Annotated in this window: 18 protein-coding genes; 15 read left to right on the top strand and 3 right to left on the bottom strand. The window is 44.9% G+C overall.

The annotated features are described in order from the left end of the window. The 7 genes from pfkB to ltrA all read left to right on the top strand — a co-directional run bounded on the left by pfkB (position 1) and on the right by ltrA (position 7,183). Complete coding sequence (gene pfkB, locus VZF35_RS09245) at positions 1-933, top strand: 1-phosphofructokinase (RefSeq protein ID WP_407312976.1); 933 nt, start codon at positions 1-3, stop codon at positions 931-933. Between the two features lie 133 nt (positions 934-1,066). Further along, the gene (locus VZF35_RS09240) at positions 1,067-2,326 is read left to right on the top strand and encodes a zinc-binding dehydrogenase (protein ID WP_407312975.1); all 1,260 of its coding nucleotides are present in this window, start codon (positions 1,067-1,069) and stop codon (positions 2,324-2,326) included. Then, positions 2,326-2,598 carry an HPr family phosphocarrier protein gene (locus VZF35_RS09235; RefSeq protein ID WP_407312974.1) on the top strand — a complete coding sequence of 91 codons (273 nt, stop codon included), beginning with the start codon at positions 2,326-2,328 and terminating at the stop codon, positions 2,596-2,598. The genes VZF35_RS09240 and VZF35_RS09235 overlap by 1 nt, the downstream gene beginning before the upstream one ends. Positions 2,599-2,607: 9 nt before the next feature. Beyond that, positions 2,608-4,314 (top strand): phosphoenolpyruvate--protein phosphotransferase, encoded by a 1,707-nt coding sequence (ptsP, locus tag VZF35_RS09230; RefSeq protein ID WP_407312973.1) that lies wholly within the window; start codon positions 2,608-2,610, stop codon positions 4,312-4,314. 95 nt (positions 4,315-4,409) lie between these two features. Further along, a complete protein-coding gene (gene hprK, locus VZF35_RS09225; protein WP_407312972.1) occupies positions 4,410-5,327 on the top strand; it encodes an HPr(Ser) kinase/phosphatase in 918 nt (305 codons plus the stop codon). 135 nt (positions 5,328-5,462) lie between these two features. After that, positions 5,463-5,594 (top strand): hypothetical protein, encoded by a 132-nt coding sequence (locus VZF35_RS09220; protein ID WP_407305726.1) that lies wholly within the window; start codon positions 5,463-5,465, stop codon positions 5,592-5,594. Positions 5,595-5,773: 179 nt separating this feature from the next. Next, positions 5,774-7,183 (top strand): group II intron reverse transcriptase/maturase, encoded by a 1,410-nt coding sequence (gene ltrA, locus VZF35_RS09215; protein WP_407305724.1) that lies wholly within the window; start codon positions 5,774-5,776, stop codon positions 7,181-7,183. 356 nt (positions 7,184-7,539) lie between these two features. On the opposite strand, the gene VZF35_RS09210 is transcribed toward ltrA, so the two are convergent. Continuing rightward, positions 7,540-8,082 carry a transcription repressor NadR gene (locus VZF35_RS09210; protein ID WP_407312971.1) on the bottom strand — a complete coding sequence of 181 codons (543 nt, stop codon included), beginning with the start codon at positions 8,080-8,082 and terminating at the stop codon, positions 7,540-7,542. Positions 8,083-8,247: 165 nt separating this feature from the next. Here VZF35_RS09210 and VZF35_RS09205 point away from each other — a divergent pair, with 165 nt between their 5' ends. Further along, entirely contained in the window at positions 8,248-9,597 is a 1,350-nt protein-coding gene (locus VZF35_RS09205) for an MFS transporter (protein ID WP_407314549.1), read from the top strand. Between the two features lie 128 nt (positions 9,598-9,725). Here VZF35_RS09205 and VZF35_RS09200 read toward each other — a convergent pair whose 3' ends face one another. Next, positions 9,726-10,679: a 2-hydroxyacid dehydrogenase gene (locus tag VZF35_RS09200; RefSeq protein WP_407312970.1), complete on the bottom strand. Its 954-nt coding sequence runs from the start codon at positions 10,677-10,679 to the stop codon at positions 9,726-9,728. Positions 10,680-10,778: 99 nt separating this feature from the next. Next, the gene (locus VZF35_RS09195; protein ID WP_407312969.1) at positions 10,779-11,522 is read right to left on the bottom strand and encodes an epoxyqueuosine reductase; all 744 of its coding nucleotides are present in this window, start codon (positions 11,520-11,522) and stop codon (positions 10,779-10,781) included. A 248-nt stretch (positions 11,523-11,770) separates the two neighbouring features. On the opposite strand from VZF35_RS09195, the gene VZF35_RS09190 reads away from it, so the two are divergent. The 7 genes from VZF35_RS09190 to VZF35_RS09160 all read left to right on the top strand — a co-directional run bounded on the left by VZF35_RS09190 (position 11,771) and on the right by VZF35_RS09160 (position 19,867). Next, complete coding sequence (locus tag VZF35_RS09190; protein WP_407312968.1) at positions 11,771-12,310, top strand: DUF1697 domain-containing protein; 540 nt, start codon at positions 11,771-11,773, stop codon at positions 12,308-12,310. 179 nt (positions 12,311-12,489) lie between these two features. Continuing rightward, a complete protein-coding gene (locus tag VZF35_RS09185) occupies positions 12,490-12,666 on the top strand; it encodes a hypothetical protein (RefSeq protein ID WP_407312967.1) in 177 nt (58 codons plus the stop codon). Between the two features lie 137 nt (positions 12,667-12,803). Continuing rightward, the gene (locus VZF35_RS09180; RefSeq protein WP_407312966.1) at positions 12,804-13,361 is read left to right on the top strand and encodes a hypothetical protein; all 558 of its coding nucleotides are present in this window, start codon (positions 12,804-12,806) and stop codon (positions 13,359-13,361) included. A gap of 357 nt (positions 13,362-13,718) precedes the next feature. After that, positions 13,719-14,897 (top strand): sensor histidine kinase, encoded by a 1,179-nt coding sequence (locus tag VZF35_RS09175; RefSeq protein ID WP_407312965.1) that lies wholly within the window; start codon positions 13,719-13,721, stop codon positions 14,895-14,897. Between the two features lies 1 nt (position 14,898). Continuing rightward, positions 14,899-15,564: a response regulator gene (locus VZF35_RS09170; protein WP_407312964.1), complete on the top strand. Its 666-nt coding sequence runs from the start codon at positions 14,899-14,901 to the stop codon at positions 15,562-15,564. 203 nt (positions 15,565-15,767) lie between these two features. Next, positions 15,768-17,993 (top strand): ABC transporter ATP-binding protein, encoded by a 2,226-nt coding sequence (locus VZF35_RS09165; RefSeq protein ID WP_407312963.1) that lies wholly within the window; start codon positions 15,768-15,770, stop codon positions 17,991-17,993. Further along, entirely contained in the window at positions 17,990-19,867 is a 1,878-nt protein-coding gene (locus tag VZF35_RS09160) for an ABC transporter ATP-binding protein (RefSeq protein ID WP_407312962.1), read from the top strand. Before VZF35_RS09165 ends, VZF35_RS09160 begins: the two co-directional genes overlap by 4 nt. Positions 19,868-19,891 lie beyond the last annotated feature (24 nt).

Below are 19,891 nucleotides of genomic sequence, written 5' to 3'. Positions count from 1 at the left end.
ATGATTAAAACTGTCACACTGAATGCGGCTGTCGACAAGACTGTCGAGGTTCAAGATTTCCGCCTAGGGTCAGTCAACCGAATCGCCAAAGTTCAATTGGATGCCGGAGGAAAAGGAATTAATGTTTCTAAGGTGATTCAGGCTTTGAAGGGAGAGAGTATGGCCTTAGGCGTCTTGGCTGGGCGCAATGGAGAATTTATCCAAGCTGAACTTGAGCGCAGAGGAATCGATCATGATTTTCTCTTTGTTCCAGGAGAGACTCGAACAAATTTAAAAGTCGTCGATTCTGTGAACTCAACCTTCACCGATATTAACGAACCGGGAACTGCTATTTCAGAGGATGAGCTTAAGCAACTCGAAGAAAGGATCTTTAAAGATCTTGGTTCCGACACGAGCTTAGTTTTATCAGGAAGTGTTCCAAGCTCAGTGCCCACCTCCATTTATCGACGATGGTTGGAACGAGCGAATGCGCTTGGTGGAAAAACGTTTTTGGACGCTGATGGTGAGCTGCTCCGTGAAGGGCTTAAAGCAAAACCATTTCTCGTTAAACCTAATCTTCATGAACTAGAACACTTTGTGGGGCACAAACTCCCAAACCTTAAGGATATAGCCAATGCTGCCCGTAGCTTGTTGATCCAAGGGGTGGAAGTGTTGGTCGTTTCCCTAGGTTCGGAAGGCGCACTATTTGCCTATCAGGATCAGGTAATCCATGCCGAAGCTTTGCCCGTTGAAGTTAAGAGTACGGTGGGAGCGGGGGATGCTATGGTAGCTGCTCTGACCCTTGTCCCGACAGGTGAGGATTATCTGACCCGAGCGGTGCGCTGGTCAATAGCAACCAGTGCAGCGCAAGTAACGACCCCTGGGACTCAACCTCCGGAATTAAGCAAAGTGCTTTCATATCTGGAACAAGTGCGCTATAACTATATTTCTTAATCCTGCTCGTCAAGGAAGTCGGCCCCGCTCAGACAGCACTACAGCAAATGACAGGGGCAAATGATCCAATAAGAACAGATCTGGATAGCTGGCTGGAGGTTTATAATTTGAAATGTCATCTGGAGGTAATGTAATGAAAACTAGAGCTGTGCGCTTATATAATGAAAATGATCTTCGTTTGGAAGAATTTGAACTGCCGGAGATTACGGATGAAGAAATTTTGGTGGAAGTCATCTCAGACAGCGTCTGTATGTCGACCTATAAAGCGGCGATTTTAGGTAAAAAGCACAAAAGGGTACCCCAAGATGTTGATGTACACCCGATTATTGTTGGTCATGAGTTTGCCGGCAATATTGTCAAAGTCGGAGAAAAATTAAAAGGTCAATTCAAAGAGGGAAATAAGTTTGCTCTGCAGCCTGCATTGAATTACAAAGGGAGTATGTGGTCTCCGGGCTATTCTTATCGCTATTTTGGAGGAGATGCCACCTATAATGTGATTCCCCGCGAAGTCATGGAAATCGGCTGCTTCCTCAATTATCAAGGGGAAAGCTATTATGAGGCTTCTTTAGCAGAACCGATGTCTTGTATTATCGGCGCGTTCCATGCCAGCTATCACACGAGCATGGGAAGTTATGAACATCGTATGGGGATCGTTGAGGGCGGTAAAATGGCCTTGTTAGCTGCCGCCGGACCGATGGGTTTAGGAGCTATTGACTATGCACTGCATGCTGATCGCCGCCCCTCACTACTCGTAGTCGCGGATATCGATGAAGAGAAGCTTGCTCGGGCTCGCACAATTTTTACTGCGGCGGAAGCCAAGAAATGCGGTGTGGAGTTAGTCTTCGTTAATACCAGAGATGTGGCTGATGTTCCGGCTCACTTGCGAGCTTTAACCGGTGATGTCGGGTTTGATGATGTTTTTGTCTTTACCCCGATTAAGCCTGTGGTTGAACAAGGAGATCAGATTTTGGGCCGTGATGGCTGTCTTAACTTTTTCGCCGGCCCGACTGATCCCCAATTCGGAGCCCACTTAAACCTCTATAACGTTCATTATGGCTCGACTCATATTATGGGTACAACCGGAGGGAATACGGAGGATCTGCTGGAATCCCTGAAAATGACGGAAGAGAAGAAAATTAATCCTGCTGTCATGGTAACTCATATCGGTGGTTTGGATGCAGTGGCAGAGACAGTTCTAAACCTGCCTAATATTCCCGGAGGAAAAAAGCTGATTTACACCCATATTAATATGAAATTAACGGCTATCGAAGATCTTGCTAAACTGGGCCTTAACAATACCCACTTTGCATGTTTGGCTGATATCGTCAGCAACAATAAAGGGTTATGGTGTGCCGAAGCAGAACGATATCTTCTCGAGAAATGGAGGGCTTAATGATGATTACTCGCGAATTGACGATTAACAACAAATCAGGACTTCATGCTCGCCCGGCATCGTTGTGGGTTCAAACTGCCAATCGATTTCGCAGCAAAATCAAAATTAAACGCCAAAATTCCGTCGTCGACGGCAAAAGTATTTTAGGAATTCTATCCTTAGGCCTGTCGACGGGCAGTGTCTTTGAGCTCTTGGTTGAGGGCGATGATGAAACAGAAGCCGTTGCAGCTTTGGAAAAATTAATGATCGATCTTGAAAACCAAGACAGGTAGGTAAATAACATGGATGATAAGATTTGGCGTGGACTTGGGGTCTCCGCAGGAAGAGCGTCAGGCCCAACTTGGTATCTGAAAGAATTTCAAGCGGACACAAGGCACGAAACCGCCAGAAATAGCTCTCCAGAGGAGGAACTGTTTCGTTTGCAACAAGCCGTTACTCGTACGGAACAGAATTTGACCGCCTTGGAAGAGCAAGTCAAGGCCGAACAAGGTGAGGAAGTGGCTCAAATTTTCGTTGCCCACAAGTTGTTGCTCAGTGATCCTTCGTTTATTGGCGAAGCTCAAGAACGTTTGCAAAAAGGGCAGTTAAGCGCTGAACAGGCTCTCCAGGAAGTGGCTGGGGAAGCTGTCAAAATGCTGCGTAGTTTGGAAGATCCGTATTTTCAAGAACGTGCCGTAGATGTTCAGGATGTTTTAGTCCATTTACTGAAGAACCTTCAGGATGTTCAAGAAGAGGGATCTGATGTATTCCCGAAAACAGGAGATTATGTTGTTTTGGCTGATGAGTTAACTCCTGCTCAGACCATTGCTTTACCAAAGGAGCGAGTGCTTGGTTTCATTGTACGCCAAGGAGGAAAAACCTCTCATACTGCAATTCTGGCCCGCACCTACGGCATTCCTGCCCTCGTAGGTGTCGCTAAAGGCTGGGAAGATTTGACGGTTCAGAAATGGCTTGAGCTAGATGGGGAGGAAGGGTGGGTTCGCCCAACGGCCGTAGACCATATAGCCTTTGCGGACAACGGGTTAAGGGAAGAGGAGATTTCTTCCCAAAACAGCGCTCTTCAAGGCATGATTTTAGCGGCCAATATAGGCAGCCCAGGTGACTTGCCGCTTGTGGAGAAGTTTAAGGCTCAAGGCATCGGATTGTATCGTACGGAGTTTTTATTTATGGGAGGGGAACTTCCAAGTGAAGAGGAGCAAGTCGAAGCCTATCGTCAGGTCATTGCGGCCTGTGCGCCTCAGCTTACCATCATCAGGACGTTAGATATTGGGGGAGATAAAAAAGCCCCCGCCCTGCAGCTTCCACAAGAGAAAAATCCCTTTCTTGGTGTGCGGGCGCTTCGACTCACCTTACGGCGTCCCGAACTTTTCCGCCAACAGCTGAGGGCCATATGGCGAGCAGCTGCTTCAGGGCCAACTGCTGTCATGTTTCCCATGATAGCAACCCTTGAGGAACTTTATCAGGCCAAGGAAAACCTTTGGGTCGCCCGAGAAGAAGTATTGCAGGCCGGTCATTCGGTCGGAGAACTTCAGATCGGGATGATGATTGAGATTCCCTCAGCAGCCTGGCTGGCCGATAAGTTTGCTGCGAATGTTGACTTTTTCTCCATCGGCACGAATGATTTAACACAGTACATGCTGGCCGTCGATCGGGAAAATACTGACCTGGTTGAACTCTATCAACCATATCATCCAGCTGTTTTGGGGATGATCGCCCGCGTCAGTCAAGCTGCGCTCCAGAGGGGGATCTGGACGGGAGTGTGCGGAGAGGCGGGAGGAGACGCGCTTTTAGCCCCATTTTTTAAAGCTGTGGGAATTAAAGAACTGAGCATGGCACCGGGTTCCTTAGCTAAAGTCAGGACTACGTTAGGGAAACTGGCTTTATCGCCGGAAGAAAGTGAAGCCTTGGTAGACTCTGTACTATCCTGTGCCAGCACTGCCGAAGTTAAAGAAGCTCTCGAATTATTTCATTCCGAGCAAATTGTATAACGGACTTGTTTCATTCGACTTAAGGGTTGTATGGACGTTTGAACACTTGTTTATTGTCTAAATGCTGTGTATGGAACAGAGGAAAGAGGTTTAGGATGCTGACAGTTGGTCAATTAGTGGAGGAATTTGATTTTAGAATTATTGCCGGGCGAACAGGCCTCAATAAGGAAATCACAGATTATAGCCTTAAGCGTCCCAGTGCTGAATTAGTCGGCTATCTGACCTACCTTACCCCCAAAAGAATTCAGGTCTACGGCCGCACTGAACTAGGGCTGTTTAATCAACTTGAGCCGGAGCTCCGATATGAGAATCTGGCCAGGGTCATGATTTCAGAGGTTCCTTGCCTAATTGTCACTCGTGGGCTGCCGATTCCTCCAGAATTTATTCAACTTGCAGAAGAGAGGCGCATCCCTTTGTTGGCGAGCGAACGCTCCACAACTCAACTCTATTATTTGCTGATTCGCTTTTTGGCTAATCGGCTGGCACCTTCAACGTTGGTACACGGCGTTTTGGTCGATGTTTACGGTGTAGGCGTATTAATCACAGGGGATAGCGGCATTGGAAAAAGTGAAACAGCTTTAGAGTTAATTCGCAGCGGACATTTACTAGTGGCTGACGATGCCGTCGAGGTACAACGGATTGATGAGGAAAATTTGTACGGCAGAGCCCCTCAAGCCATTCGGCATCTCCTTGAAGTGAGGGGTCTAGGTATCTTGGATGTCACAAAGCTATTTGGCGCAGGTGCAGTTCGCGAGGAAAAAGAAATTCACCTGCTCGTGGAATTAGAGGAGTGGGAAGAAGGAAAGTATTACGACCGCTTAGGTCTTGATCCTCCTCAAACCTTCACCATTCTGGGTATTCCCGTTCCAAAAGTGACGGTTCCGGTGCGGCCAGGACGCCAACTCGCTTCCATCATTGAGGTCGCTGTTATGCAAAACCGTTTGCGTAAAACGAAAGACGGAGCTCGTATAAAACAAGTTATCGAAAATCCTTCAACATTTTTTGGAAATTAAACTAAAGACCGTTATGGCCCGAGATGCCATAACGGTTTTTTCGTGTGCGCCACGCATGACGATTAACTAGACGGTGAAAGTCCGATATGGGGGTATGTAGCGACCAACCATTAGCTTAAGGCAAGGGTGTCCATCGTGAGGTGGAATCTGAAGGAAGCCGGCGGCAAAATTCTGACCCGAGGAACACGAACAGCATCAGGCGCAAAACGTGGGGTAAGACTGCACGACAAGTTAAAGCCCAAAAGCTACACAGACACGCCAGCGTAAATGTTGCGGGTACATGGAATGAAAGTGAATCGTCTTACCGTGGGAGGCCTCACGGACGGGTGGAAACAGAGTAAGAAACCCGGTTGAAACAAGATTTATCGTGAGGAGTCAGCAGAAGCCATAGTACAGAGGTGATCTAGACACCGACGGAAGGGCTGAACCAAAGGAGGTGTGGGTCAATGAAAGTTACTGAAAGTGGTAATTTAAAACACAGACAACTTCGAATTGAAGACTATCTGCAAAGGGTATCTGCGGAACAGAAAGAGTATGCAGAAGTGTGCGAGCTACCTAAGATGACTGAAACCGACAACACCAACACAAATGAGCAGACGAATGGGTTGCTTGAGCAAATCCTTAGCACTGAAAATCTAAACCAGGCCTATAGGCAGGTTAAAAGAAACAAGGGCGCAGGTGGAATTGATGGTATGCAGGTAGATGAACTTCTACCCTTCTTGAAAGAACACAAGGATGAACTATTGCAATCTCTCCGGGATGGTAAATACCGTCCAAAACCCGTACGGAGGGTAGAAATACCCAAAGAGAACGGAAAGACCAGAAAACTAGGAATACCCACCGTCTTAGACAGGTTAATTCAACAAGCGATAACTCAAGTTCTAAGTCCCATCTTTGAGAAACAGTTTTCAGACAATAGTTTTGGATTTCGACCGAATCGTAGTGCCCATGGGGCATTAAGAAGATGCCAAACCTATATAACAGTAGGTTACAAATATGTAGTTGATATGGATTTGGCCCAATATTTCGATACGGTAAACCAAAGTAAGCTTATCCAAATTTTGTCGGAGACGATAAGAGATGGCCGGGTCGTATCGCTGATTCACAAATTCCTGAAAGCAGGAGTTATGACCAATGGAATGTTTGAAGAAAGTCCAGAAGGTGTACCACAAGGAGGCCCCCTGAGCCCATTACTTGGCAACATAATGCTTAACGAATGTGACCACGAACTGGGAAAGCGGAAACACCACTTTGTACGTTATGCAGACGATATGATGATCTTCTGCAAAAGTAAAAAGGCGGCAAAACGAACACTTGATCACATTCTCCCTTATATCGAAGGGAAACTATTTCTGAAGGTAAATAGGGAGAAAACGAAGGTCGCTCATGTAAACTATGTCAAGTTTTTGGGATATAGCTTTTACATTTACAGGGGAGAAGGGCGCCTGAGAATCCACCCAAAAAGCATCCAGAAGCTTAAGGATAAAATCCGAGGAGTTACTGGGCGTAGCAATGGGATGGGAATCGAAGAGCGCAGAACTAAACTCAATCAAGTAGTACGAGGCTGGACGAATTACTTCAAACCTGCCGATGCAAAGAACCTACTCAAGGACCTGGATGAATGGACGAGAAGTCGCATACGAATGGCAACTTGGAAGCGATGGAAGAAAACCCGAACAAGGTTTGAGAACCTGAAGAAAGCGGGCATTACCAAGGAACAAGCATGGATGTGGGCAAACACAAGAAAAGGCTATTGGCGCGTTGCCCATAGCCCTATTCTGACAAAAGCTCTATCCAATGAGCGTTTCAGACGAATCGGATACCTTAGTTTTAGTGAATGTTATTCTGCGAAATAATGTATAAACTTTGGAAGCGCCGTATACCGAACGGTACGTACGGTGCTGTGGGAGGTCGGCTGATCAATTAATGATCAGCCTCCTACCCGATTTGTTAAAAATAATTTAAGATTGGTTACAGAAAATTTGATATCAATACGTCTCACTCTGATATTTTAATAAAATTTATGCCTAATCATACAAAATTGTACAGTTTCATTTTGTACCAATAAAGAAATGAAGTGAGGGAGTACATTGTTATTTATACTTTTTGAAATGGTTTCCGACCATAAATTTGATTTAGACAACGAATGGAATAAGGGAAGAAAGCGTAAAGAAGAAAATTACATTTCAATATGCAAAAAAATTGTTCCAATTTACTCTTTGAAGTCGACTAAGAATCCTTCTCGGGTGAGAGCATTACATACTTGCTCCAAGACCTCTTCAGTTGGAGCTTCTATGGTATGAAGATGAAGTCCTCCTGTTAACGAGGAGAGTAAATTGGCGTTGTTTTCTTCCATTTGGGCCATGAATTTTTTGACATCGAGGCGGCTCTTGAGCTTTAGAGGACGAAAAATTTTGCCATAAACCGAATGCTCCACCCCGACATCGAGTACACTAACTCCGTGGTCCACTAAAATATTCAATTCCTTTTCAGTGTCTAAAGGGGAATGGCGACTATAGATGATTTTTTGCAGGCCTTTTGGAGCAATCTCCGTGGAGTAGAGATAGCCTTGAGGCGTAGCGATCACTGGTTCTTCTGATGCTCTCAGAAGGGCTACATCTTGAACAATTACCTGACGGCTCACTCCAGTGAGCTTTGCTAAAGAGGCAGCTTTGATCGGTTCTTTGCTGTTTTTGAGGATGCTTAACAAGCTATCCCGACGTTCTCGACCAGATTGCCCTTCTTTTTGGGTCATCGAAAATCACCTACTTCACTTTGATTTTAATACGAGGGTTAAGAAATTGTCAAATATGTGTCTTGACACATGTAAAGATATTGTGATAAAACAAGATAACGAGAGACGAGGATTCTGCTATTGGCTGGCAGAACTCAGTATTTTATTGAGAAAGAGGAGTACGATGTGAAGATTAGTGAACGTTTGGAGCAGTTGCCGGTCTCGAGATTTCATTATGTTCTACTTATCACGGCGGGTTTAGGTTGGATGTTTGATTCCATGGATACCGGTATCGTGTCTTTTGTCTTGCCGGTGTTGATGAAAGAATGGCATTTAAGTCCGGAACAAGTTGGAAACATTGGCAGCATCGGTCTGCTTGGTATGGCGATAGGGGCAATTATTGCTGGAACGATTGCGGACAGAATCGGTCGGAAAAAAGTTTTTGCCTTTACGTTACTGACTTACAGTATAGCTACAGGTTTATGTGGACTCTCTTGGAATCTAACGTCTCTGATGGCTTTCCGCTTCATAGTTGGCTTTGGCTTAGGCGGGCAGCTCCCTGTAGCAGTCACTTTAGTCAGCGAGTTTTCGCCGGTTAAACATCGAGGAAAATTTTTGGTTTTGTTGGAAAGCTTCTGGGCTTTCGGGTGGTTGCTGGCGGCCATTGTTTCCTACCTTATTATTCCAAAGTTTGGATGGCCGATTGCTTTCTTTATTGGATTCCTGCCAGCTCTTTATATTCTATTCTTATGGCGTTCAATTCCAGAGTCGCCGCGTTATCTGGAAAGCCAAGGGCGCATTAATGAAGCTGAAGCCATCGTCGTTAAAATCGAACGAGCAAGTAACGTCACAACGAACCCGAATATCACCGGAAAAGCAAGTGAGAGCAAGGAACCCCAATTGAGGACGCCGACTGATCAGGCCAAGTTCAAAGAACTGTTTTCCCCTATTCTTGCTCGGAGAACGGTTTTTCTCTGGCTCTTATGGTTTGGGATCGTCTTCTCCTATTATGGGATTTTTACCTGGCTTCCTTCATTGTTAGCTCTTAAGGGTTTCTCGTTGACGAAGAGTTTCAGTTATGTAATCATCATGACACTCGCTCAAATCCCCGGTTATTTCAGCGCAGCCTATTTTGTGGACAAGATTGGACGCAAGCCGACCCTGGCACTTTATGTTTTGGGAACAGCAATTACCGCCTATTTCTTTGGACAAGGAACAACGGCAGCAGTCATCCTTACCGTGGGTTCGCTGATGTCATTCTTTAATTTAGGGGCTTGGGGGATTCTCTACACTTATACGCCCGAACTTTATCCGACACACGCTCGGGCAACGGGTTCAGGCTGGGCGGCAGGTTTCGGGCGTATCGGAGGCATTTTAGCCCCCATCATCGTTGGCGAAATGATCGGCAAATTTCATTTAGGGACTCAAACAGTGTTTCTCCTCTTTGCCCTTGTTTTGGTCGCAGTAGTATTGGACGTCCTTATTCTGGGAGAGGAGACGAAAGGGCGGTCCTTAGAACAGCTTGCTTCTGAATAATAAAAGAGGACTTGGCCGAATTAAATAAACCTCTCCTGACCGGATGATGCCAAGGGTAGGTAGTTGAGCTGTTGATGAACACGCATAAACTACTCGCTCTTGGTATCACACGTTATACACCTCGGGGTTTAGACAATTCGGGGGAGTTCTCCTCTCATTGCCGCTAAGATATTAGACACAGCAATGATGCCCATTTTGGTACGGGTATCGATGGTTGCGCTGGCAATATGAGGGCATAAGGTAACATTGTTGAGTTCGCTTAACCCTTCAGCCAATTTAGGTTCCCATTCATAGACATCAAGACCTGCTCCCCAAATTTCACCTGTTTGTAAAGCCTTGACGAGCGCTAATTCGTCGACAACTGGGCCACGGGAAGTATTGATTAAAATCGCTGTTTTTTTCATCAGCTTGAACTCCTTCTCCCCGATAAGGTGGAAGGTCTCAGGCAGAAGCGGCGTATGGATGGATACAAAATCCGAGGTTTTAAGGAGGGTCTCCAGACTAACGAACTGACCACCCGTCTCTTTTTCAAATTCCGGGTTAAGTGCTCTCCCCGTGTAGAGTACTTTCATATCAAAGGCTTTAGCCCTTTTAGCAAAGGACAAGCCAATTCTTCCGGCCCCTATAATGCCAACGGTTTTGTTCATGACATCTTGCCCGAGAAAAAGCAGCGGTCCCCAACCTTCAAATTTCCCCATTCTTGTATACTTATCTGATTCAGCAACTCTGCGGGCGACAGAAAATAATAACGCCCAGGTCATCTCGGCAGTAGTATCGGTGAGCACTCCGGGCGTGTTGGAGATCATGATTCCCTGTTCCGTTGCAGAAGGGATATCGATGTTGTTAAAACCAACAGCATAGTTGGCGAAAATTTTGGCATCTGCAGCCGCCTTGAGTACCTCGGTATCGATAAGGTCAGTCAGCAAGCATAAAACCGCGTCCCTTCCTCGGACTTTCTCCAAAAGGGTTGATTTTGAGAGAACCTTCCCCTCGCGATTTACTTCAATGTCGCAATGCTCTGCCAACATGTCAAGAGCCGGCTGAGGAATTTCGTTGGTTACATAAACGTTCCACCTAGTCATGTTCACCCTCCGATTATACAATCTGATTATAAAGTATTAATTCCCAATCTGAAGTACATTATAACGTTTATACATATGGTTAAGGCAAGAGATAGACATCTAAAGTAAAGCGCAGGGGCCTACGGTACATTTACCACAAATATCACATAAGCCCAGGTCGGGAAACTGCTTATCCACTTCTAATAAATGGGCATAACAGCGATGCTTATCCAGGCCTTGGAGTGTCAAAGCACCGGTAGGGCAGTTCTTTACACAAAACTGGCATTTGGCGTCCCTGAGATAACGACAGTTTTCGACGGTTGGTCGGGGGGTCGGCGGAATTTCTGCTGAAATTACCATGCTGCCAAAACGTCCGCCGCAGCCGGAGCCGGTAATCAGCAGATGGTTAAGTCCGAAGGTCCCTAACCCTGCAACATAGGCCACACTCTTATTAGACCAACGTGCAGTCAGGTCTGCTTCGTTAAAATTATGGGTTGCCGGTTGAGTAACTACATTGATCCCTTGAGCCGTTAACTCTTTCTGGAGTTCGCTGTTAATGGTTTTAATGAGTTCGTTTGTTTCTATATAGGCAATGGCCCATTCCCTGGCTACCTGGGAGTTTTTCCGGTTGGCTTCGATGACGGTTTCCACAAAGGGTAAAAAGAAGGCTATCACTGTTTGCGCATCGGGGAGAAGATCTGTAGGAAGTAAATGATGGGAGCCTATGATTTCCTTCATTTGCTTAAATAAAGGGTCATAAGCGGAAGCAAAACCAACAAGGGGCTTGCGGTAGTGGGTAACCGTATTGGCGTTATTTGTTTGATCATTGATTATTTCAATAATTCGTTCGCCTAAACCAAGCAATGACGTCAACTCCAATCTTAATCTTAAATTCTTTCTATTATTTTAGCATGTCTGGTCATCCTATAGATTAGTTAAGCCGAAGTTTTGCAAGAAGAATCTTAATTTTAAGCGGAAAACATTACAACTGTTTCTGTTAAACCTAGGACAAGTTAAAAGCCAAGCCAATTCCATCGGGAAGCGGGATTACACATGATTCAGAAAGTAAACCAAGAATTTAAGTTTTATAAAATAAGGAGGAAAAATTAGTAATGACAGAAAAACGGGTAGCGTTAATACGCGGCATCAATGTCGGGCGGGCAAAGCGCATAGCTATGGCGGACCTGCGTGCTTTGGTCGAGGGTCTAGGGTATCGCGACGTGCGTACCCTTCTTAACAGTGGCAATGTGGTCTTTACTGATCCAAATATAGACGTTGACTCTGCTGTCCTAATCGAAAAGGCTCTTGCCGACCAACTTAGTATTTCCGCCCAGGTGATAGTTCTCAGCTCGGCTGAAATCGCTACTATTATAAAAGGTAACCCTTTGGGCGAAGTTGCTGACAATCCTTCACGTTTTTTAATCGCAATTCTTAGCAACCCAGCGGACCGAGAACGGCTTGGTTCATTGACAGAGCAAGACTGGGCACCGGAGGTTATAGCAATCGGCGAACGAGTTGCCTACCTTTGGTGCCCTAATGGAATATTGGTGAGCCGATTGCCTGAGGCTATTGGGCGTATCCTAGGAAACTCCGTGACCACCCGAAATTGGGCGACAGTAACCAAACTTCATACTCTTCTCTGTACTGAATAGTGGGGGTAATCATATTGTAAGCTGCTAAGTTGTTTTTGATTCTTCGTCCATCATTCCTATAACAAAAATTGAGACTGTTGCTCTAGAGAACATAGTTAAGAGCAACAGTCTCCTTTAGTTTAAAAGAAACAACGGCTGAAATTCCAAAATATGTAACTGAGTATAGAAGGGAGTAGCTGATGGCTGAATTAACGGCCGGTTTAATAGATAATGCCCCAATCAATGGGACGAGAGAGACAACTACTTTCGCAGTGAAAGTATCTAATGATGATACAGATGAGGTCAGTGTCGAGATAGTTGGATATTTTACCTCAGGGACAACTAAAATTATGTATGTACTAGAGGTGTTTTTTTAGCAGCAGGTGATGTTGCGACTAGAAATTATTATGCGGATTTAGATGCATTCGAGTTTCAGTTTACCACAAGCTCCGATGCTGTCGAGATATCGGCGTGGGGAAAGGATGCAGCAGGGAATTTAGTCGCTGCGCATCGTGTGTTACCGGCTGAGTTAGATTCATTAAGTTCAGAAGTTATACCAGGAGCGACAGGAGCGACAGGTTCTGCTTTGGCCGCCGAAGGTTTCTCAGCTTTCCTGTCTGCAGTCAGTACAGCTTCCAGTACTCAGTTAACAGGCTGGACTGTAACCTCCCCCTATTATAACATTGCCACTTTTGATGAAGTTACCGGGAACTATACTGTTCCGTCGACGGGAACTTACGCCATTGAAGCCACCGTCAATTATTCTACGACCGCAGAGATTACTGTCAGCCTTGGCGCCGGGATCACACCCTCATTTGTCGTGAGCAGAACATCACCTACAGTTACAGATTTAATTAGCGGGCTTTTCCCGGTCTTAAACGTTAACGTTGCGCTGGTATTGACTTTGCGCACCATTCTCAGTGACGGAACCGTAACGTTAACTGGCTCGGTGGAATTAACCGCAGGCGATGTCGTGGGTTTGTTCTACGTGGCTAATGGTTTAACCGTACCCCTTGATCTGGGCAGTGCGGGTATGCCTGGCATCATTTGGTCCATGTTCAGATTGTCCTAAGTTCACATGTCTCGTTAAAAGCCGGGTTGGAAGATCCATCCTGGCTTTTAACTTGAAATGAAAGTTATGATACTTATCTTACATAATTTCCTTTCTGAATACACAAAAGAGTTAGCATAAGCGAACCATCTTTATCCCTAAAAAATCCACTCTTTGGCATTAACCATTTGCTTATTTAGCTAATAATGCCCAAAGATATAGTAAGTGCCTGAAGGTGACACCACGTTAGCTATTTCATGCTTACACATTAAAGGTCAGAACGTGGAGAATCATGATCTATCTAGCGATAGAGGTTTTTAGTGTTTGGATATGATAGTATAAATCCACTAGAGAAAACTTCATTAAAAGGTGAATACTATGAGTATCGAAATTCAATCGATTTTGAGGCGATTTTCAGCCGTTTTTTGCATTCTGCTTTTTCTTATGTTTAAGGCAGGTTTATTCTATGGCAGCAGTTGGCTGCTGATCACCCGAGGGGTTATTTGTCTCATCTATACTAGCTTTTGGGTTTTGCCACGTTCTTGGTGGAACCCTTGGCGAATTTTTCTGGCAACTGGAGTAGTAAGTGTTTTGGTCATCGTTTCCTTGTTGCTGCAAAATAACTTAATCAGCATTTACATGATGATTATTTTGACGATACCAGCGTCATACAGTTTGGAATACCCTATATATTTCTATTATCTAGCCGTTGTCCTCTTGGAAATATTTCTCCTGTTGACATTTTTTGGCCATCACGACTATCTGCAATCGCTGTCTCTAATGATTTTCTTTATAGGTATAGCGATCTCAATTCGTGCCAGGGTAATTAAGCAAGGGGCCGACAGACTTAGTCGACTTCATCTTGAGGAACTGGAAAAAGCCCATAAGGAACTTCAGCAAGCCGCGGTTACTACAATGCAGCATGCTGTTTTAGACGAACGGACAAGGATTGCTCGTGAAATTCATGATGCTGTAGGACATAGCCTGACATCACTGATCGTTCAATTGCAAGCCCTGCGATACATGATCGAGGATGATCCGGCTCAAGCTAAGAAATCGGTGGAAGAGATGTTAACAGTAGCCCGACAAGGATTAACGGATATACGAGTTTCCGTGCATGCCTTGGCCGGCGATCGCTCAGCTTTGGGTATCACTCCTTTACAAGCCCTCGTCTCGAAAATTAACGCTACAACATGTCTTGATTGCACCTTCACATCAAATCCACAGGCCGAGGATTTGCCTGCGGAAACAGGTGCCGTACTCTTTAAAGTGCTTCAGGAGGCAATGACAAATATTCTTAGGCATTCTCAAGCTACCAGGGTTGACGTAAATGTGTCCGCTTCTGGCAGCGAATGCTTGCTGAGCATTAAAGACAACGGGAGGTTCACTGAAACGAGTCGGTTTACTGAAGGTTATGGCATGAAGAGTATGCGGGAACGGGTTCAGGAAGTCGATGGAGTCATTGACTTTAAGTCAGACGAGCCGTCTGGAATGATCTTAACCGCTGTAGTCCCTATCGCCACGATTAACCCGAAAGAAAAGGAGTGTAGCTCATAAAATGACAGTTCAGCATATGATCAAAGTCTTTTTAGCAGATGACCAGACTATGATTAGGCAAGGTCTCGGTTATATTATTAAATTGCAAAAGGATATGCAGTTGGTGGGAGAGGCAGCCGATGGCAAGGAGGCAGTGCGACGAATCTCAGACACTAAGCCTGACGTTGTTCTGATGGACGTTCAGATGCCGGGATGTTCGGGAATTGATGCTACAAGGGATGTTGTTAGGAACCTGCCGGAAGTTAAGGTGGTCATCCTCACCACGTTTGAAGTACAGGACTATGTGTTTGAAGGGATTCGGGCAGGTGCAGTTGGTTATCTCCTCAAGGATGCAGATACCGAAGTCATGTTGGAATCTATCCGAGCGGCATATCGGGGCGAGGCCGTATACCGTACTTGTTTGGCGGCCGACGCTCTTGTCAAAGTGCTGTCCTCTGAAGCAAAAGACAGCCAGGAGAAAATGAAGCTGCTTGAACCGCTTACTGAGCGAGAGCAGGAAGTATTGCAACAGATATCTTTCGGGCTAAAAAATGATCAAATTGCTGAGACTCTCTATATAACGGAAGGGACAGTAAAAACGCATATTCATCGTCTTTTGCAGAAATTCGGAGCAGAGGATCGGACTCAGCTTGTAGTTATTGCTTTGCGGGGCGGTTTAGTTAAATAAACGTCTTGCAGCAGCTTATCAACATTTAAATGAGATTCTATAATTGTTCGTCAGCAAGCGCTCTCCCACGTTCATGCAGCAGGAGGGTGTTTTTATTATGCGCTCATATTGAGGCCACTTTATGGGAACAACTATTTCATTGCTGGAAGATTTGTTAAAAAAATTCAGGAAATCCATTAGATAAATAAGGAGTAGTTGTTGTCATGTTAAAACTAGCTAAGTATCTCAGGCCGTTTATGGTTATGATTATCGGGGCAATTATTTTGATCTTTGTACAAGCTATGTGTGACCTTTCCCTGCCAGATTATATGTCTAATATTGTAAATCAAGGGATTCAGCAGGGGGGCATCGTCAACACCGTCCCAAAAGCAATCAGGCAAAGCAAAATGAAAAAGCTTGTGCTATTTATAAACCCAGACACCAAGACAGAGGTCATGAAGGATTACACGTTAATAGATGCGTCGAGCCCGGATTATGCCAAATATGTTAAAGACTATCCGGCCCTGGCCAATGAGCCTGTATACGTTCTAAATACTATTGATAAAGCGGAAACGGATCAGCTAAATCCGATAATGGGTAGGGCCTTTTTGGCCGTAGCTGGTATCGAAAAATTAAAATCTGAGGCTCAAGGTGGAGTGATTTCCTTTAATGGAATGAAAATTCCGGCCAACACAGATCTGTTTGCAATAATGGCAAAGATGCCTCAGACCCAGTTATCTCAAATAAACGAGTCTATGAATAAGCAATTTACAGTTTTAGGCGACAGTATGATTATTCAGGCTGCTGTTCCTTCAATTAAAGCAGAATATGCTGCTTTAGGGATGAACACTGATAAAATTCAGAGTAATTACATCACGAACATTGGAATAATCATGCTTCTGATCGCTTTACTCAGTGCTGTTTCAACGGTCATGGTGGGCCTTTTGGCGGCAAGAATGGCAGCAGGATTATCGCGCAATTTACGTAAAGCGGTCTTTACAAAGGTCGAGAGTTTTTCAAATGCGGAGTTTGACAAGTTTTCTACTGCCTCACTGATCACGAGAACTACGAATGATATTACTCAAATTCAGATGCTTGTGGTTATTATGGTCAGAATGGTATTTTACGCTCCTATCATGGGGGTGGGGGGAGTGTTCAGAGCTCTGGGCAAAAGTACATCCATGTCCTGGGTCATTGCCTTGGCAGTCATTGTGCTGTTAGGTCTAATCTTGCTGGTATTTTCGGTGGCTATTTCCAGGTTCAGGATTATTCAGAAGCTTATTGACAGACTCAACTTGGTGACCCGTGAAAATCTCTCAGGGATGATGGTCATAAGAGCTTTCAATACTCAAACGTTTGAAGAAAATCGTTTTGACAAGGCCAATTTGGATCTTACAAGTACCAACCTCTTCGTCAACCGTCTAATGGTAGTTATGATGCCTGCAATGATGCTTATCATGAATGGAGTCACACTGCTCATTATTTGGGTAGGAGCGTCTCAAATTGCTGACTCAAAGATGCAGGTCGGCGACATGATGGCCTTTATGCAGTATGCCATTCAAATAATTATGGCCTTCTTAATGCTGTCAATAATGTTCATCATGATCCCAAGAGCTTCTGTGTCCGCTCAGCGTATCGCAGAAGTCTTAGAACTGGAGCCTACAATTGTTGATCCGGATAAGCCAAAGCACTTTGCTGCAACTATGAAAGGTATATTGGAAGTTAAGAATGTATCCTTCCGATATCCCGGTGCCGAGGAAGATGCGCTGAAAAATATCAGCTTTAAAGCTGTACCGGGTCAGACCACGGCCATTATTGGTTCTACCGGTTCTGGTAAAACAACCCTCATAAACTTAATTCCTCGTTTTTATGACGTAACGGATGGTCAAGTACTTATTGAGGGGGCGGATGTACGAGACGTGACTCAGCATGAACTTCGTGACAAGATCGGTTATATACCGCAGAAGGGGTCGCTGTTCAGCGGCACGATTGAGTCCAATTTAAGATATGCTGATGAAAACGCAGCGGACGATACTATACAGAAATCTGCGGAAATTGCTCAAGCGATGACTTTTATCAATGAGAAACCGGAAGGACTTCAGACAGAGATTTCCCAGGGAGGAACAAATGTATCCGGAGGACAAAAGCAACGACTGTCAATTGCTCGGGCCTTGGTGAAGAAACCGCAAATTTATATTTTTGATGATAGTTTCTCGGCCTTGGACTTTAAAACTGATGCGGCACTTAGGAAAGCCCTTAAATCGGAGACAGGGGAAAGTACAGTCCTGATTGTAGCTCAGCGTATTTCTACAATTATGAATGCTGAGCAGATTATTGTTCTTGATGATGGTAAAGTGGCAGGTATCGGCACTCACAAAGAACTTATGGAAAATTGTGAAGCCTATCGGGAAATTGCTTTATCGCAGTTTTCTAAGGAGGAATTAGCATGAGTGAAGAAAATAAAACATCACAGTCAAAGCAGCCAACCCCAATGGGCGGCGGCTTCGGACGCGGGTTTGGCGGCCCAGGGCAAGGGGGTGAAAAAGCCAGAAATTTCAAAGGTACGATGAAAAAATTGCTACAATATTTAAGTGTGTACCAGATGTCCATAATTATGGTGTTCATATTTGCAGCAGCGAGTGCCGTATTCTCGATTGTGGGTCCCAAAATTATGGGTAATGCCACCACGAATCTGTTTCAAGGGGCTATGAATAAAATTTCCGGCACTGGCAGCGGCATAGATTTTGCTTATATCCACAGAATCGTTCTCATCTTAGCGGGCTTATATCTATTAAGCTCATTGTTCAGTTATATTCAAGGTTGGGTTATGTCGGGTATTTCTATGAAGGTGAGTTATCGTTTCCGTAAGGATATTTCCGAAAAGATTAACCGCATGCCTCTGAAATATTTTGAAAGCACAAACCACGGTGAAGTGCTGTCCAGGGTCACTAACGACGTTGATACCCTCAGTCAAACACTCAATCAAAGCTTGACTCAAATTATCACATCGATAACAACGGTTATCGGTGTGCTGGTTATGATGTTCAGCATTAGTTGGGTCTTGACGCTTGTGGCCTTTTTTATCATCCCGATATCAATGGCTATTATTATGGTTGTCATTAAGTGGTCGCAGAAATATTTTAAAGTACAGCAAGATTATTTAGGACATTTAAACGGTCATGTTGAGGAAATGTATGGCGGGCACACGATCATGAAAGCCTTTAACGGTGAAGAAAAGAGCGTTGAGAAGTTCGACGGATGGAACAATAAGCTTTATGGGGTAGCCTGGAAGTCGCAGTTTTTATCCGGGCTGATGATGCCGATTATGAGTTTTGTGAGTAATCTGAGCTTTGTCGCAGTATGCGTTTTAGGCGGTTGGCTTGTCATCAAGAAAAGTATTGAAGTGGGAGATATTCAAGCTTTCATTCAATATGTACGATCATTTACCCAGCCCATTACCCAGCTTGCTAATATCTCTAATATACTTCAGCAAACTGCCGCCTCCGCAGAGCGTGTCTTTGAATTTCTGGCAGAGGAAGAAGAAATCCCCGAAGAGTCTAACCCTGTGAAGCTGGATAACGTCGTCGGCAGTGTGGAATTTAAGAATGTGCACTTTGGCTATACCCCCGACAAAATCGTCATTAACGATTTTTCCACCTTGGTTAAGCCGGGTCAAAAGGTTGCTATTGTCGGGCCGACTGGCGCAGGCAAAACTACGATCGTTAAGCTGCTGATGCGCTTCTATGATGTCAACGGAGGAGCAATTCTGGTAGATGGCCATGATATCAGGGATTTTATCCGTAATGACTTGCGTTCGCTGTTTGGTATGGTTCTTCAGGATACCTGGCTGTATAATGGCAGCATTATGGAAAATATCCGCTACGGCCGTCTTGAGGCAACGGATGAAGAAGTTATTGCCGCTGCCAAGGCAGCGCATGTTGACAGCTTCGTGCGCACTCTTCCAAACGGCTATAATTTGGTGCTGAACGAGGAAGCTTCTAATGTATCTCAGGGACAAAAGCAGCTTTTGACGATTGCCAGGGCTATCCTTGCTGACCCGAAGATTCTTATTCTTGATGAGGCTACAAGTTCCGTCGATACTCGTACAGAGTTGCAAATTCAGAAGGCCATGGATCACCTTATGAAGAACCGCACCAGTTTTATCATAGCTCACCGTTTGTCAACGATCCGGGATGCCGATTTAATCCTTGTCATGAATCACGGGGATATTGTGGAACAAGGGCATCATAAAGAGCTTTTGGCTAAAGACGGTTTTTATGCCAACCTGTATAACAGTCAGTTTGAAGCCGCTCAAGCAGGCTGAATACCCAGAAGGATACTCATGAAA

This window comes from Desulfosporosinus paludis, assembly GCF_045689965.1.
Classification (GTDB): domain Bacteria; phylum Bacillota; class Desulfitobacteriia; order Desulfitobacteriales; family Desulfitobacteriaceae; genus Desulfosporosinus; species Desulfosporosinus paludis.
Note: the sequence above shows the minus strand (reverse complement) of the source record. Positions and strands in the feature narration are given on the sequence as shown.